This is a genomic window from Streptomyces sp. NPDC014676 (assembly GCF_043084105.1).
In the GTDB taxonomy this organism is placed as follows: domain Bacteria; phylum Actinomycetota; class Actinomycetes; order Streptomycetales; family Streptomycetaceae; genus Streptomyces.
This window is the reverse complement of record NZ_JBIBZI010000013.1, coordinates 145,720-160,318: the sequence shown is the minus strand read 5'-3', so window position 1 is coordinate 160,318 and position 14,599 is coordinate 145,720. Positions and strand designations below refer to the sequence as shown.

Below are 14,599 nucleotides of genomic sequence, written 5' to 3'. Positions count from 1 at the left end.
CCACCCGCGCGGCAGGGACACGGGCCCGAACGCCCGCCCCGGCCGCCCACACCACCGATGACCTGCGAAGAGACACCCGCACGCCGGTTCACAACGGTTGTGTCTCGGCACCCGGGGACACCCCCCAGCACGCCGACAGCCACCCCCTCAGGGGCGCGGGGAACCGCGCGATCGGCCACGGACGGCCCGCAGTCGCCCGCCGGCCGCCTGACCCGAGGCCCGCCGCCGGCCGCCGGCCGCCGGCCGCTACGCGGAGTCCCGTACCACCAGTTCCGGGTCGAAGATCACTGACGTGGGGGCGGTGCGGCGGCCCGCGATGTGGTCGTCGAGGAGGGCCGACATCGTCGACGCCATGTCCTCCACCGGCTGGCGGACCGTGGTCAGCCGGGGCCGGCACGTGACGGCCACGCTGGAGTCGTCGAAGCCGACGACCGCGACGTCCTGCGGCACCCGGCGCCCCTGGTCGCGCAGGACCTGGATCGCCCCCTGGGCCATCAGGTCGTTGGCGGTGAACACCCCGTCGAGGTCGGGGTGTTCGGCGAGCAGCGACGTCATCGCCGCCATGCCGCTGTCGACCGTGAACCCGCCCTCGGCGACCGGCACGTACGGGTCCCCGTGCCGGGCCAGGGTGTCCCGGAACCCGGCCAGGCGTTCCTGGCTCGCCGTGACCCCGAGCGGACCGGCGACGGTGGCGATCCGGCGGCAGCCGCGCGCCAGCAGATGCTCTGCGGCGAGCCGGCCGCCCTCGCGGTGGGCGAGGTCGACGTAGCTGAGCGGCACCGGACGCCCGGGCCGGGCGAACAGCACCGCCGGCAGCCGGGCGTCGGCGAGCAGCGCGGGCAGCGGGTCGTCGGGGTGGGTGGACACCACCAGCGCGCCGTCCGCGCCGCCCTGGCGGAGGTACGACACGACCTCCTGCCGGGTCTCGGGCGTCTCGGCGAACATCAGCACCGGGTGCATGCCGCGCGGCCGCAGCCGTCCGACCACGCCGCCGACGACGCGGCCGAAGAAGGGATCGGCGAACACCCGCGCGGCGAAGGCGTTCTGTTCCGATGCGGAGGCGTCGCCCTCGGAGGCGTCGCCCGCGCCGGAGACCACCAGCGCCACGGTCGTGGTGCGCCGGGTGACCAGTTGCCGGGCGGCCTGGTTGGGGGCGTAGCCGGTGCGTTCGATGGCCCGGCGGACCAGGTCCTGGATGGCGGGGTCCACGTTGCGGACGCCGTTGACCACCCGGGACACGGTGGCCCGGGAGACGCCGGCCTCCCGGGCCACGTCCTCCAGGGTCGGGGCCTGTCTGCTCATGACCGCACCCTAACCGGCGGGGCCGGCCAGTCGGTAGAGCGCTCTCCCCCGCAGGGATCACTCCGGCACGCGGACCTCCGCCGCCAGCGGCAGCTCCCCCGCCGACCGTCCCGCCAGGACCCGGCACGGCCCCGGTTCGACCCGCCAGGCGTGCTCCTCCACCGACCAGTGCCGCAGGGCCCGCGCCGGCAGGCGCACCCGTGCCGTCACCGTCTCCCCCGGCCCGGCGTGCACGGCCGTGTACCCGGCGAGCCACCGTTCGGGGCGGTCGACCGGTCCGGGCGGCCGGGCGAGATAGACCTGGACGACCTCCCGGCCCGCCCGTACACCGGTGTTGCGCACCCGCACCGTCACCGTCAGGTCCTCCCCCGCCCGCCACACGGCCGGCGTGCTCAGCTCCTCGTACGCCCAGGTGGTGTAGCCGAGCCCGTGGCCGAACCAGTAGGCGGGGGTGCCGTGTGCGCGCAGCCAGCCGCGGTAGCCGATGTGCAGGCCCTCGTCGTAGGGGAGCCGGCCGCCGTCCGGGCGGGTGCGGGTGACGGGGGCGTCGGCGAGGGCGGCCGGCCAGGTGGTGGGCAGCCGTCCGCCCGGCTCGGCGCGTCCGAAGAGCACGTCGGCCAGTCCTCCGCCGCCCTCCTGTCCGGGGAACCAGGCCAGCAGGACCGCGCCCGCCGCCTCGCGCCACGGCATCTCGACGGGCCCGCCGCTGTTGACCACGGCGACCGTGCGGGGATGGGCGGCGGCGACGGCGTGGACGAGCGCGTCCTGGCCGGCGCCGAGGGCGAGGTCCGTCCGGTCGTAGCCCTCGAACTCGCCGTGTTCGGTGGTGCCGACGACCACGATCGCCGCGTCCGCCTCCCGGGCCGCGCGGGCCGCCTCGGCCAGCGACGCGGCGGTGTCGGGGGCCGGCGGGGCGGCGCTGACGACAGTGGCGCGGCCGGTGCCGGGCGCCAGTTCGCGGCGGGCCACCAGGAGGACGTCCCGGCCGGCCGCCAGCTCGGCGCCGGCGTAGTGGGCGGGCGGGTTGACGTGGACGACCGCCGGGTCGTCGGTCGCCGGCGGGTACTCCCCGTCCAGGAGCACACGGCCGTCCAGGGCCAGGCTCATCCGCCCGAAGCCGGCGACGCCGAGCGTCCACCGGCCCCCGGTGCGGGGATGCAGCCGGGCGCTGATCTCGACGGTGTGCGCGCCCGGCACCAGACGCGGCTCCAGCAGGCGTCCGCCGGCGCGCCGTTCGGCGTACAGTTCGGCGCCGCCAGCGTCCAGGACGCGCAGCAGCACTCCGGGCCGCCCGGAGCGCGGGTCGGCGCACGTCCCGGCGTCCAGCGCGGGTGCGGGGCCGTCCGGGCGGGGGCCGGGGACGTGGACGACGCGGGCCCGGCCGCGCAGTGCGGCCCGGATGCCGTCCAGGGCGGACACCTCGTCCTGGGGGAAGACGCCCGCGCTGCCGCCGCCCTGGGTGCGGGTGCGTGCGGCGTGCTCCCCGATCACGGCGACCGTCCGCAGGCGGCCGGGGTCCAGGGGCAGCACGCCCCGGTTGCTGAGCAGCACCGTGCCCGCGGCGACGGCCCGCCGGGCCAGGGCCCGTACGGCACGGGTGCGCATCGGGGCGCGGGCGGGGGGCCGTTCGTCGCCGAGGGCGCCGCAGCGGGCGGCGAGCCGCAGCAGGCGCCGTACCTTGTCGTCGACGGCCGCCTCGGGCACGCTGCCGTCGGCCACCGCGCGGGCCAGGGCCTCGCCCCAGGGGCCGTCAGGACCGGGCATGGCGAGGTCCAGCGCGGCGCGCGCGGTGGGCACGGTGTCGCGCACCGCGCCCCAGTCGGAGACGACGACCCCGTCGAAGCCCCACTCGCTCTTCAGCGGGTCGGCGAGCAGCCCGCTGGCGGTCATGGTGGTGCCGTCGACCGCGTTGTAGCCGGCCATCACCAGCCGTACCCCGGCGGCCACCGCGGCCTCGAACGGCGCGAGGTACACCTCCCGCAGGGCGCGTTCGCCGACGCGTACGTCGACGGTGAGCCGGTCGGTCTCGGAGTCGTTGGCCACGTAGTGCTTGGCCGTGGCGGCCACGCCGCCCGCCTGGACGCCGCGGACGAGGGCGGCGCCGATGCGGCCGGTCAGCTCCGGGTCCTCGGAGAAGCACTCGAAGTGCCGGCCGCCCAGCGGGCTGCGGTGCAGATTGAGATTGGGGGCGAGCAGGACGTGCACGCCCTTGCGCCGGGCCTCGGCGGCCAGCAGGCCGCCGAGGCGTTCGACGAGGGTCTCGTCCCAGGTGGCGGCGAGCGCGGTCGCGGACGGCAGCAGCACGGCGGTGTCGCGCTCGTCCCACGACTGTCCGCGCACGCCCGCCGGTCCGTCCGACATGACCAGCTCGCGCAGTGCCACGGCCGGTTCGGCGCGGGTGCGCCAGGTCGTGGCGCCGCTGAGCAGCAGCGCGCGGGCGCGCGGGGTCAGTTTGCCCAGCAGCCGGTCGATGTCCTCCTCGCTCGTCCCCGCCCGTTCCTCGCTCGTTCCCACCCGGGTCCCCACCCTCTCTTCCCGATGCCGTGTCAGTTGTAGACGCCGAACTCGTACAGCGAGTAGCCGTATCCGGTGCCGCGTGCGGTGCCGTTGACCCGGACGTAGCGGCCGGTGCCGGTCACGTCGAGGGTGTCGACGCCGCCGTTGCCGTCGGTGACGGTGCGTACGGTCCGCCAGTTCTGTCCGTCGTCGGAGGTCTGGATGGTGTACGCCCTGGCGTAGGAGGTCTCCCAGTACAGCTGCACGTGCCGGAAGGAGGTGCGGCTGCCGAGGTCCACGCGCAGCCACTGCGGGTCGCTCCAGTCGCTGGCCCAGCGCGTGTTCGCGTCACCGTCCACGGCGTTGGCGGCGGGGCAGGGGCAGTCGCCGTAGCTCGGCTGGAACGACGAGGCGGTGGCCGGTTTGCCGAGGGCCACGTTGGTGCCGTCCACGGCCGGTGGCACGACGCGCGCGGAGAGGGTCTCCACGCCGACGTTGCCGTGGCCGTCGGTGGCCTTGACGTACAGCTTCCACACGCCGGGGCGTTCGGGCGCGGTGACCCTCAGCCGTCCGCCGCCCAGGTCGGTGACGGGCAGGGTGGTCAACTGCTTGCTCTGGTCGATGTAGTTGCTGTTGGCCTGCACCTCGTAGGCGATCCGGTCGCCGTCCGGGTCGGTGGCGCGGGTGGTGAGCACCAGGTCCTCGCCCGCCTGCATCCTGCCCGCGTCGCCCTCGACGCCGAAGCCGGAGACCACGGGCGGTGTGTTGTCGCGCGAGGTGTCACCGCCGTACGCCCGCTTCACGGCGTAGTACGACAGCCGCTTCTCGCCGGCCGGGAGGAGGTTGAACCAGATGCCGCCGAAGTCGTACTCGGTGCCGTAGTGGAACAGGGTGGCGCCGAGGGCGACGCCGCGGTGCCCGGTGACGCAGTTCCACGCCTTGGTGTAGCCCTCGGCCTTGGCCTGGTCGGTGGGCTCCTTCGGTACGCCGTTGGCGTCGTCCGGCACCTCCCACTCGCCGGCCGGACCGGACTCGGTGACGATGTACGGCTTGGTGTAGCCGCCCTGTTCCCAGGCGGCCCGGACGTCGCAGACGGCGTTGTAGGAGTTGACGGCGTACAGGTCGAGGTCGGGGGCGTTCCTCTTGTAGTAGGGCCAGGCGCCGACCCAGGCGTCGGTGGAGGTCACGGGGTGGTCGGGGTCGACGGCGTGGATCCGCTTCGTCACGTCGTTGACGAAGGTGGTGTAGGCGTCGCGCTGCCGCTCGAGTTCGTCGCCGCTGTAGCAGTTCTGCAGGCCGAGCACGGACTCGTTGCCGACGTTCCACATCAGGACGCCGGGGTGGTCCTTGTACTCCTGCACCCAGCGGGGGAACTCGGCGAGCATCTGGTCCTTGTACGCCGTGTCGGTGAGGTAGTTCACGCAGCCGCCGCTGCCGGGTCCGCCGCCGGGCTGGAGCCAGAAGCCGGCGATGACCTTGATGCCGTGCGCGGCGGCGGAGTCGAACAGGGGTCTGCTGCCGGCGTCGGTGCCCCAGGTGCGGATGGTGTTGACGCCCATGGATTGCAGGTCGGGCATGTACCGGTTGGCGTCGGCGACGGAGGGGCCCCAGGTCAGGCCCTTGATCTGGTAGGGGCTGCCGTCGACGGTCAGCTGCCAGTTTCCCTGGCCGCCGGTGACCTTCACGGTGCTGCCCGCGGCCACCGCCTGCGGGCCGGGCAGGGCGGTGAGGGCGCCGGCGGTGAGCAGGGCGGCGGTCAGGGGTGCGGTGAGTCCGCGGGCGCGGGCGCGTGGTCGGCTCATGTGGGTTCTCCGGGTACGGGGTGGGGGGCGGCCCGGCCGTGGCGGGGCGTGGACGGCCGGGCCGGCCCGTTCGGTACGGCCGGCTCGTCCTCGCGGCGAGCCGGCCGGAAGTGCGGGTTCGGGGGAGTTCGTCGTGCTCGTTCGGGGGAGTTCGTCGTGCTCGTTCAGGGGAGTTCGTAGTGCTCGTCCAGGGCCGCGCCCGCCTCCGGGTGGTTCTGGTCGTAACCGCGCGCGTCGCACTGCAGGCCGCCGACGATGCAGTGGCCGACCATGGCCCTCAGCGTCGGCTCGTCCCAGGCGTTGAAGAAGTCGTAGTGGAACGAGTAGCTCGCGCCACTGGCCAGCCGCACCCGCGAGAGGTCGCCGTTGACCGGGAACGCCATCTTGAACTCGATCATCGGCAGGGCGACCGGGTGGCTCGCCGGGCAGATGTTGTTGTTCGTGCCGGGGTTGACGACCGGATAGGCCATGTGGCTCTGGTGGTCCGGTGTGTCCAGGTTGCGGCCGTCCCAGCAACTGGGCGCCTGGAAGCGGATGTTGACCTGGACGTCGCGGCGGTCGGGGCAGTCGGCCGGGAAGTCGACGTTGAAGAAGCTGTCGCCGCACTCCCAGCCCTCGACGAAGCCCTTGTGGTCACGGAACTCCTGGGCGCTCTGCGTCGGGCTGCCGACGACGTACCGCAGGCCCTTGGGGAAGGGGCGGACGCTGGTGTAGTCGGTGACGCCGGCCTTGTAGTAGATGACCTGCGGGCCCACCGGCAGCACCGGCTCGTCGCCGTCGTACAGGGTGGGCATCCAGTACGCCGACCGGTCGCCGGGGGCGAGACAGGTGGTGGAACCGGCGGCGAGCGAGGCCGTCGTGCTGTGGGCGTCGGTCGTCGTGTTGCCCATGAACGTGTGGTCGTGGGACTTTCCGGGCTGCTGCGGGTAGACGATCGGGTCGTCGGGCGCCGTGTGGGTGACCGAGCAGTTGGCCTGGAACTCGTGGAAGTAGCGGTGCGGCGGCTCCTTCGTGGACGGGGTGACGCCGGTGACCGGCGGGTTCGCGGGGATGTAGCCGTCGCCGTCCGGGTCCTCGGGCGAGGCGGCGGCCGAGACCGCCGTGGTGTGCCCGGCGTGCGCGTCCGGAGCGGTGGCGGCTCCCGCGTCGGCACCCGCCGCGACCGTGCCGACCCCGATCGAGGTCAGCAGTAACGCGGTCGCGACCAGGGCGCCGGACAGAACTCTTGATCTCCGTGGCATGGAGACCTCCTGAGAGGGTCGGGGAAAATCTCGGAGAGCGCTCTCCCACGGACGGAGTGTTGGGCGCGGGGCGAAAGGTGTCAAGGGATCCGGCACAAGGATCAACGAGTGCCGCACTCACACTTGTTGAACACGACGGAGGTTGAACGGTCATAACTCTTGACGTGTCTCGCACACAGATGAAACATGCACACCCAGAGAGCGCTCCCCCACCCCCACATCGTTCACTTTCCGAACAAGGAGAGAGCCGCCCCATGCCCGCTTCCCCCACGAACTCCGCCCTGCCCGAACCCTCCGGGGTGCGGCGACGGGCCCTGCTGGGTGCCGCCGCGGCCGCTCCCGTGCTGGCCGGCCTGCCCGCCACGGCCGCCGCCGCGACCACGACCGCGGCGGGGCACAAGAAGCCGCGCCGGAAGCCGCGCCGCCTGAAGGCCGGCGGCGACCTCGGCCCCAACGTGATCGTCTTCGACCCGTCCACCCCGGGCATCCAGGCCCGTCTGGACGAGGTCTTCCGGCAGCAGGAGCGCGCCCAGTTCGGCACCGGCCGCTACCAACTCCTGTTCAAGCCGGGCACGTACAACGGGCTCAACGCCCAGATCGGCTTCTACACCTCCATCTCCGGGCTGGGCCTCTCCCCCGACGACACCACCATCAACGGTGACGTGACGGTCGACGCCGGCTGGTTCGACGGCAACGCCACGCAGAACTTCTGGCGTTCGGCGGAGAACCTGGCGCTCGTCCCGGTCAGCGGCACCAACCGGTGGGCGGTCGCGCAGGCGGCCCCGTTCCGGCGGATGCACGTACGCGGCGGCCTCGACCTCGCGCCGTCCGGCTATGGCTGGGCGAGCGGCGGCTACATCGCGGACAGCCGGATCGACGGCACGGTCGGACCGTACTCGCAGCAGCAGTGGTACACCCGGGACAGTTCGGTCGGCGGCTGGACCAACGCCGTCTGGAACATGGTGTTCTCGGGTGTCGAGGGCGCCCCCGCGCAGAGCTTCCCGAACCCGCCGTACACCACGCTGGACCGGACGCCCCGCTCCCGCGAGAAGCCCTTCCTGTACCTCGACGGCGACCGGTACCGCGTCTTCCTGCCCGCGCTGCGCACCGACGCGCGCGGTGTCACCTGGGGCAACGGCACCCCGCGCGGCACCTCCCTGCCGCTGGAGCGCTTCTACGTCGCCAGGCCGGGCGACTCGGCGGCCACCCTCAACCAGGCGCTCGACCAGGGCCTCAACCTGCTGCTCACCCCCGGCATCTACCACGTCGACCAGCCGGTGAGGGTGAACCGCGCCGGCACGGTCGTCCTGGGCCTCGGCTACGCCACCCTGATCCCCGACAACGGCGTCACCGCCCTGAAGGTCGCCGACGTCGACGGCGTCCGCCTCGCGGGCTTCCTGGTCGACGCCGGACCGGTCAACTCCCCCGTCCTGCTGGAGGTCGGCCCGGACGGCGCCTCCCGGGACCACTCCGCCGACCCCGTCACCGTGCAGGACGTCTTCCTCCGGATCGGCGGCGCGGGGCCCGGCAGGGCGACCACCGCCATGGTGGTCAACGCCCGGCACACCATCGTCGACCACACCTGGGTGTGGCGCGCCGACCACGGCGACGGCGTCGGCTGGGAGACCAACCGCTGCGACTACGGCGTCGTCGTGGGCGGCCACGACGTCCTGGCCACCGGCCTGTTCGTCGAGCACTTCAACAAGTACGACGTGCAGTGGAACGGCGAGCGCGGCCGCACGGTCTTCTTCCAGAACGAGAAGGCGTACGACGCCCCCGACCAGGCCGCCGTCCAGAACGGCTCGGTCAAGGGCTACGCGGCCTACAAGGTCGGCGACCACGTCACCACCCACGAGGGCTGGGGCATGGGGAGTTACTGCTACTACAACGTGAATCCGGGCATCGTCCAGCACCACGGATTCGCCGCCCCGGACCGTCCCGGCGTGCGCTTCCACGGCCTGCTGGTGGTGTCCCTGAGCGGCAACGGCCAGTACGAGTGCGTCATCAACGACACCGGCGCCCCGACCTCGGGCAGTAACACGGTGCCGTCCACGGTGGTGTCGTACCCCTGATCCCGGCGCCGGGGGCACGCCCATGACCGAACGCCGGCGGTCCGGGTGTGCTCGTACGGCGGCGGCGGCGGCCCCTCCCGGCTGAGTTGCGGGAGGGGCCGCCGTTCACGCCCTACCGCGCGGGCGCGGGGGCCGGTGCGGGGGCGTAGCCGGTGGGCCGGGTGGTGAAGGTGCCGCGGCCCTGGGTGCGGCTGCGCAACCGGGTCGCGTAGCCGAACAGTTCGGCCAGCGGCACGGTCGCGGTGACGACCGTGGCGCCCGCCCGGGTGACCGATCCGCTCACCCGGCCGCGACGCGCGGCCAGATCACCGAGCACCCCGCCCACCGCGTCCTCGGGCACGGTGACCGTGACCTCGACGACCGGTTCCAGCAGCACCATCGCGCAGGCCCGCAGGGCGTCCCGCAGTCCGAACCGGCCGGCCGTGCGGAACGCGGTGTCCGAGGAGTCCTTCACATGCGTCGACCCGTCGGTGAGCGTGACCCGCAGCCCGGTCACCGGGTGCCCGCCCAACGGCCCCTCGGCCAGGGCGTCCCGGCAGCCGGCCTCGACCGCGCGGACGTACTCCTGCGGCACGCGCCCGCCGACGACCGCCGAGCGGAACTCGAAGCCGGACTCCGGGGAGCCGAGCGGCTCGACGTCCAGCACGACATGGGCGAACTGCCCCGCCCCGCCGTCCTGTTTGACGTGCCGGTACACGAACCCGGACACACCCCGGCCGACGGTCTCCCGGTGACCGACCCGGGGGCGGCCGACGTCGACGCCCAGTCCCTGCTCACGCCGGATCTTCTCCACCGCGACCTCCAGGTGCAGTTCACCCATGCCGGACAGCACCGTCTGACCGGTCTCCGGGTCGGTGCGCACGACCAGCGAGGGGTCCTCCTCGGCGAGCCGCGCGAGCGCCGACGCCAGGCGTCCGGTGCCGGTGCTGCTCAGTGCCTCGACGGCCACGGAGACGACCGGCTCGGCGGCCCCCGGAGGCTCCAGGACGAGCGGGGCGTCCGGCGCGCACAGCGTGGAGCCGGGGCGGGCGGACTTGAACCCGGCCACGGCGACGATGTCCCCGGCGACCGCGCGGTCCAGCCGCTCGTGCCGGTCGGCCTGGACGCGCAGGATGCGCCCGACGCGCTCGGAGCGGCGCGCGGTGGCGTCCCATACCGTGTCTCCCTTCCCGATCGTTCCCGAGTACATCCGCAGGTAGGTCAGCCGCCCGGTGGCGGTGGCGTTCACCTTGAACGCGAGGGCGGCCAGAGGTGCCGCCGGGTCGGCGGCCCGCCGCTGTTCGCCGCCGTCGTGGTCCGTGCCGCGCACCGGCGGTACGTCGAGCGGCGACGGCAGGTAGGCGAGTACGGCGTCCAGCAGCGGTTCGACACCGCGGTTGCGGTAGGCGGAGCCGCACAGGACGACGACGGCGTCACCGGCGCGGGTCAGGTCCCGCAGCGCGCCGGCGAGCGTGGCGTCGCCGAGGGTGCCCGTGTCGCAGAACTCCTCCAGGGCGCCCGGATGCAGTTCGGCGACGGTCTCCTCCAGCAGCCGGCGCCGCCGGCGCGCCTCCTCGCGCAGCTCGTCCGGCACGGGTGCCGCGTCGCGGGCCGTGCCCTCGTCGGTCCAGGTCAGGGCGCGCATGCGCAGCAGGTCGACGACGCCGGTGAAGGTGTCCTCCGCGCCGATGGGCACCTGCACCGCCAGGGGTACGGGGTGCAGCCGCTCCCGGATGGAGGCGACGGCGGCGTCCAGGTCGGCGCCGGCCCGGTCCATCTTGTTGACGAACGCGATGCGCGGCACGCCGTGCCGGTCCGCCTGCCGCCACACCGACTCGCTCTGCGGCTCCACACCGGCGACCGCGTCGAACACGGCGACCGCGCCGTCGAGGACGCGCAGGGAGCGCTCCACCTCGTCGGCGAAGTCGACGTGGCCCGGGGTGTCGATGAGGTTGATCCGGTGACCGTCCCAGGCGCAGCTGACGGCGGCGGCGAAGATGGTGATGCCCCGGTCGCGTTCCTGCGGGTCGAAGTCGGTGACGGTGGTGCCGTCGTGGACCTCGCCGCGCTTGTACGTGGTGCCGGTGGCGAACAGGATCCGCTCGGTGACGGTGGTCTTGCCGGCGTCGACATGGGCGAGGATGCCCAGGTTGCGGACGGTGGCGAGAGGGTTGGTGCGCATGGCCCGTGGCCTTTCGGAGGTTCCGGAGAAGGGCGGCGCGATGTCCCGGGCGCACGGCGTCGCACGCCCCTGACCTGAGGGGGCGTACGGGACTCAGACGTGCGTCACGGGCATCCGGTACCGGCCGCGCGGCGGGCACCGGAGGACGGAGGACACCAGGATCACCACGGACCGGCGGGACCGGGAACGGGGAGCGGCAACGGTGGCGTGGTCGCGCACGGCCGGTCTCCCCTCACTGGTCATGGATGCGCGGCCCGACGGCGGGCGGCGTCTGTGCGGTGAGTGTAGGGAGGGAGGGGAGGACCGGGCCACACAATATCCGCGTCTCACATTCCGGTACGGCGTTCCTGGCCAGTGAGATGTCTGAGATCGTTGCATGGCCCACACGGTTCGTGCGGCCCCTCCCGCGAGGCGGACGCGTGGCACGGTGCGGGCCGCCGGTGTACGCCGCCGGTGACCGTTCCTCCCCGGAAAGACCGTGAAATGCCCGCACCCACCACCGGCCCGGCCCCCGTCAACTCCCGGTCCCGGGTCCTCATCGCGAGCCTCATCGGCACGACGATCGAGTTCTACGACTTCTACATCTACGCGACCGCCGCCGTCCTGGTCTTCCCCAAGCTCTTCTTCCCGAGCAGCGACCCGACCACGGCGCTGCTGTCGTCCTTCGCGGTGTTCGGCGCCGCGATGGTCGCCCGCCCGATCGGCGCCGTGGTCTTCGGACACCTCGGTGACCGGCTCGGCCGCAAGGGCACCCTGGTGGCGTCGCTGCTCACCATGGGCATCGCCACCTTCCTCATCGGCGTGCTGCCCACCTACGCGCAGGCCGGCTGGGCCGCCACCGCGCTGCTGGTGCTGATGCGGCTCGCGCAGGGCTTCGCGCTCGGCGGCGAGTGGAGCGGCGCGGCCCTGGTCGCCACCGAGAACGCCCCGAAGCACAAGCGCGCCCTCTACGGCACGTTCCCGCAGCTCGGCGCCCCGCTCGGCTTCATCATCGGCAACGGGCTCTTCCTGGTCATCGGCGCGCTGCTGCCGTCCACGGCGGGCGCCGACCCGTCCCAGCCCTCGGACGCCTTCCTGAGCTGGGGCTGGCGCATCCCGTTCCTGTTCTCCGCGGTGATGGTCGCGATCGGCCTGTGGGTGCGGATGCGCCTGGTGGAGGCGCCGGTCTTCGCCAGGACCCGCGAGGCCGGGCTGGTGCGCAAGCTGCCGCTGGCCACCGTCTTCCGCGGCCACTGGAGGCAGCTCGTCCTCGGCACCTTCTTCATGCTGGCGACGTACGTGCTCTTCTACCTGATGACCACGTTCTCGCTGAGCTACGGCCGTACGCCCGAGGACGCCGCCGTGCCCGGCCTGGGGTACGACTACACCACCTTCGTCCTGATGATGATCTTCGGGGTGCTGTTCTTCGCCGTGTTCACCCTGGTCTCCGGCCCGCTCGCGGACAAGTACGGCCGGCGCTCCACGCTGATCGCGGTCACCGCCGGGATCCTGGTCTTCGGACTGGTGTGGGTGCCGCTGATCGGCCTGGGCACGCTGGGCGTGGTGCTGTGGCTGGTGCTCGGCTTCACGCTGATGGGCATGACGTTCGGCCCGATGGGGGCGCTGCTGCCGGAGCTCTTCCCGACGAGCGTGCGCTACACGGGCTCCGGGATCTCCTACAACGTCAGCTCGATCCTCGGCGCGGCCGTCGCCCCGTTCATAGCGGTCGCCCTGTGGGAGGCCGGCGACGGCTCGCCGTGGCTGGTCGGCGTCTACCTCTCCTCGATGGCGCTGCTGACGCTGGTCGCGCTGCTGCTGGGCAAGGAGACGAAGGACGTCGGGCTCGACGAGGGCGAGGCCGTCGACACCTCCGGCCAGGACGAGAGCCCCGTCGCCGCGGCTGCTTCCTGAGCCGTCCGGCGTCCGCACCGCGGCCCCCTTCCCCCGTCCGGGAGCGGAAGGGGGCCGCGGTGCGTCTTCGCGGCTGGCGGTATCGGCTGTGCACGCGCGAAAGGGACGGGTCAGACTCCCCCTGTCACCACTCCCTGCGGCTCGCCGTTGACCGTCACCGCGGGGTCGGCCTCCACCACGCGCACGGACATGTCGATCGGTGCGGGGCGGACGTTGGCCGTTTCGGCCGCCGAGAGGTGCCGGACGTGGGAGGAGCCGTCGGCGAACGGGACCGCCGCGCGTACCGGGCGCGGGAGCCGCGGGCCCGTTCAGCTCCGCACTCCTCGGATCTTCCGGCCCAGCTCGCTGTACGGGTCGATGAGCGCACCCGCGACACGGCCGGCGGAGTCCCTCACGCCGCCGCTGAAGTTGAGCCGGCCGGAGGAGCCGACGCTGGCGCAGACGCCGTCCCAGTAGGCGGGTTCGCGCTCCCAGCGGACGTCGGCGAGCAGGTGCTCGACCGTCTCATGGCTCATGGCCTTGCCGGGGTCGCACCAGGGGGTCGCGCGGTGCAGCAGGATGCCGAGGCCCGCCATCACGGCCGGGGCGGTGATCGCGCTGCGCCGGGCGAAGTCCGGGAAGCGACCCCCGATCAGCCGGGACACCAGCCGGACGACCACTGCCTCCACCTCGTCGGCGTCGGTGTTGGACGGCAGGTTGCCCTCGTGGACGTTGGCCGCCGAGTACTCCACGCCCTTGCTGCCGAAGACGGTGGTGACGATCAGCGCCCGCAGCGCGGACAGTGTCACGACTTCCTTGTCGGTCCTGGTGAGCTGCCGCTTGCCGGCGTTGACCAGCTTGCCGAACGGCATCCGCTGCCCGTCCGACTCGACCTCGAGCTTCTCTCCGACGGTGTAGGAGAGACGGGTGGCGAGGTCGCGCTGGTCCATGGACATGGCCAGGTTCTTGGCGACGTCGACGCCCTTGACGTTGCGGTCGTAGAAGATCTGCCGCGCGTCCGCCGGGGAGATCCCCAGGTAGAGCTCGAAGGGGATGCGGATCCGCCGGCTGAGCTCGGCGTAGGTGAGGCCGAAGGACTCCGGGTCCCGGTAGATGTCGTGCCAGGCGGTGGTCTGGGTCTCGCCGTCGATGGCGATCACCATGGCGTCCGGTGCGACGGTCAGCGTCCGCAGGCCCGAGCCGGGGACCAGCTCGTCGCTCATCGCGGCGATCTCGCCCGCGTGCCAGAGCGTGATCGGTGGCGTGGACCAGGCGGAGCCGTGCTTGCCGAGGATGCCGGCGGCGATGTACTCGGCGTAGTCCGGGATGTTCTTGCCCTTCTGGGACTTCAGCGTCCGCTGCACGGTCGCGCGCAGTTCGGCGCGGCGCCGGTCGTGCCCGGACGCGGCCTTGAGGGCGCGCGGGTCCTCCTCCTGACGCGGCGACGGCACGAGGCGCACCAGCGTCGCGAGGGACATGGTGCCGATGACCGCGTCCTCGCGGAACGGCATGACGGTGAGCGGGATTCCTTCCGGGGTGCCGCTCGGCATGGTCAGACGCATGGGTTTCCCCCTCGGTGGTGGGCGATCGGCCGCCGCCCGGCCCCGGGGCGCCGCACACCCTCCGTCCGGCATCCCGCCGGGAGGAGGCGGGGCA

8 protein-coding genes are annotated in these 14,599 nt (G+C 73.2%); 2 read left to right on the top strand and 6 right to left on the bottom strand.

The features are described 5' to 3' along the window. Nucleotides 1-246: 246 nt before the first annotated feature. The 4 genes from ACF1DX_RS30250 to ACF1DX_RS30235 form a co-directional block, all read right to left on the bottom strand. Nucleotides 247-1,302, bottom strand: coding sequence for a LacI family DNA-binding transcriptional regulator (locus tag ACF1DX_RS30250; protein WP_391794305.1), 1,056 nt, complete (start codon nt 1,300-1,302; stop codon nt 247-249). 57 nt (nt 1,303-1,359) lie between these two features. Further along, the gene (locus ACF1DX_RS30245; protein WP_391794304.1) at nt 1,360-3,816 is read right to left on the bottom strand and encodes a glycoside hydrolase family 3 C-terminal domain-containing protein; all 2,457 of its coding nucleotides are present in this window, start codon (nt 3,814-3,816) and stop codon (nt 1,360-1,362) included. A 32-nt stretch (nt 3,817-3,848) separates the two neighbouring features. After that, entirely contained in the window at nt 3,849-5,600 is a 1,752-nt protein-coding gene (locus ACF1DX_RS30240) for a discoidin domain-containing protein (RefSeq protein WP_391794303.1), read from the bottom strand. Nucleotides 5,601-5,764: 164 nt separating this feature from the next. Further along, nucleotides 5,765-6,841, bottom strand: coding sequence for a DUF1996 domain-containing protein (locus ACF1DX_RS30235; RefSeq protein WP_391794302.1), 1,077 nt, complete (start codon nt 6,839-6,841; stop codon nt 5,765-5,767). A gap of 254 nt (nt 6,842-7,095) precedes the next feature. On the opposite strand from ACF1DX_RS30235, the gene ACF1DX_RS30230 reads away from it, so the two are divergent. Next, entirely contained in the window at nt 7,096-8,913 is a 1,818-nt protein-coding gene (locus tag ACF1DX_RS30230) for a coagulation factor 5/8 type domain-containing protein (RefSeq protein WP_391794301.1), read from the top strand. A 112-nt stretch (nt 8,914-9,025) separates the two neighbouring features. Here the strand turns inward: ACF1DX_RS30230 and fusA are convergent, their stop codons facing one another. Further along, on the bottom strand, nt 9,026-11,074 hold the full coding sequence (gene fusA, locus ACF1DX_RS30225) for an elongation factor G (protein ID WP_391794300.1): 2,049 nt from the start codon (nt 11,072-11,074) through the stop codon (nt 9,026-9,028). 483 nt (nt 11,075-11,557) lie between these two features. Between fusA and ACF1DX_RS30220 the strand changes: the two genes are divergently transcribed. Then, nucleotides 11,558-12,964 carry an MFS transporter gene (locus tag ACF1DX_RS30220; RefSeq protein WP_391794299.1) on the top strand — a complete coding sequence of 469 codons (1,407 nt, stop codon included), beginning with the start codon at nt 11,558-11,560 and terminating at the stop codon, nt 12,962-12,964. Nucleotides 12,965-13,272: 308 nt separating this feature from the next. On the opposite strand, the gene ACF1DX_RS30215 is transcribed toward ACF1DX_RS30220, so the two are convergent. After that, entirely contained in the window at nt 13,273-14,505 is a 1,233-nt protein-coding gene (locus ACF1DX_RS30215) for a DNA sulfur modification protein DndB (protein ID WP_391794298.1), read from the bottom strand. Nucleotides 14,506-14,599: the final 94 nt, after the last annotated feature.

Bases quoted from the DNA above. Each gene is read 5' to 3' on its own strand.
- ACF1DX_RS30230 (WP_391794301.1), top strand. From the start codon at position 7,096: ATGCCCGCTTCCCCCACGAACTCCGCCCTGCCCGAACCCTCCGGGGTG.
- fusA (WP_391794300.1), bottom strand. From the start codon at position 11,074: ATGCGCACCAACCCTCTCGCCACCGTCCGCAACCTGGGCATCCTCGCC.
- ACF1DX_RS30235 (WP_391794302.1), bottom strand. From the start codon at position 6,841: ATGCCACGGAGATCAAGAGTTCTGTCCGGCGCCCTGGTCGCGACCGCG.
- ACF1DX_RS30215 (WP_391794298.1), bottom strand. From the start codon at position 14,505: ATGCGTCTGACCATGCCGAGCGGCACCCCGGAAGGAATCCCGCTCACC.
- ACF1DX_RS30240 (WP_391794303.1), bottom strand. From the start codon at position 5,600: ATGAGCCGACCACGCGCCCGCGCCCGCGGACTCACCGCACCCCTGACC.
- ACF1DX_RS30250 (WP_391794305.1), bottom strand. From the start codon at position 1,302: ATGAGCAGACAGGCCCCGACCCTGGAGGACGTGGCCCGGGAGGCCGGC.
- ACF1DX_RS30220 (WP_391794299.1), top strand. From the start codon at position 11,558: ATGCCCGCACCCACCACCGGCCCGGCCCCCGTCAACTCCCGGTCCCGG.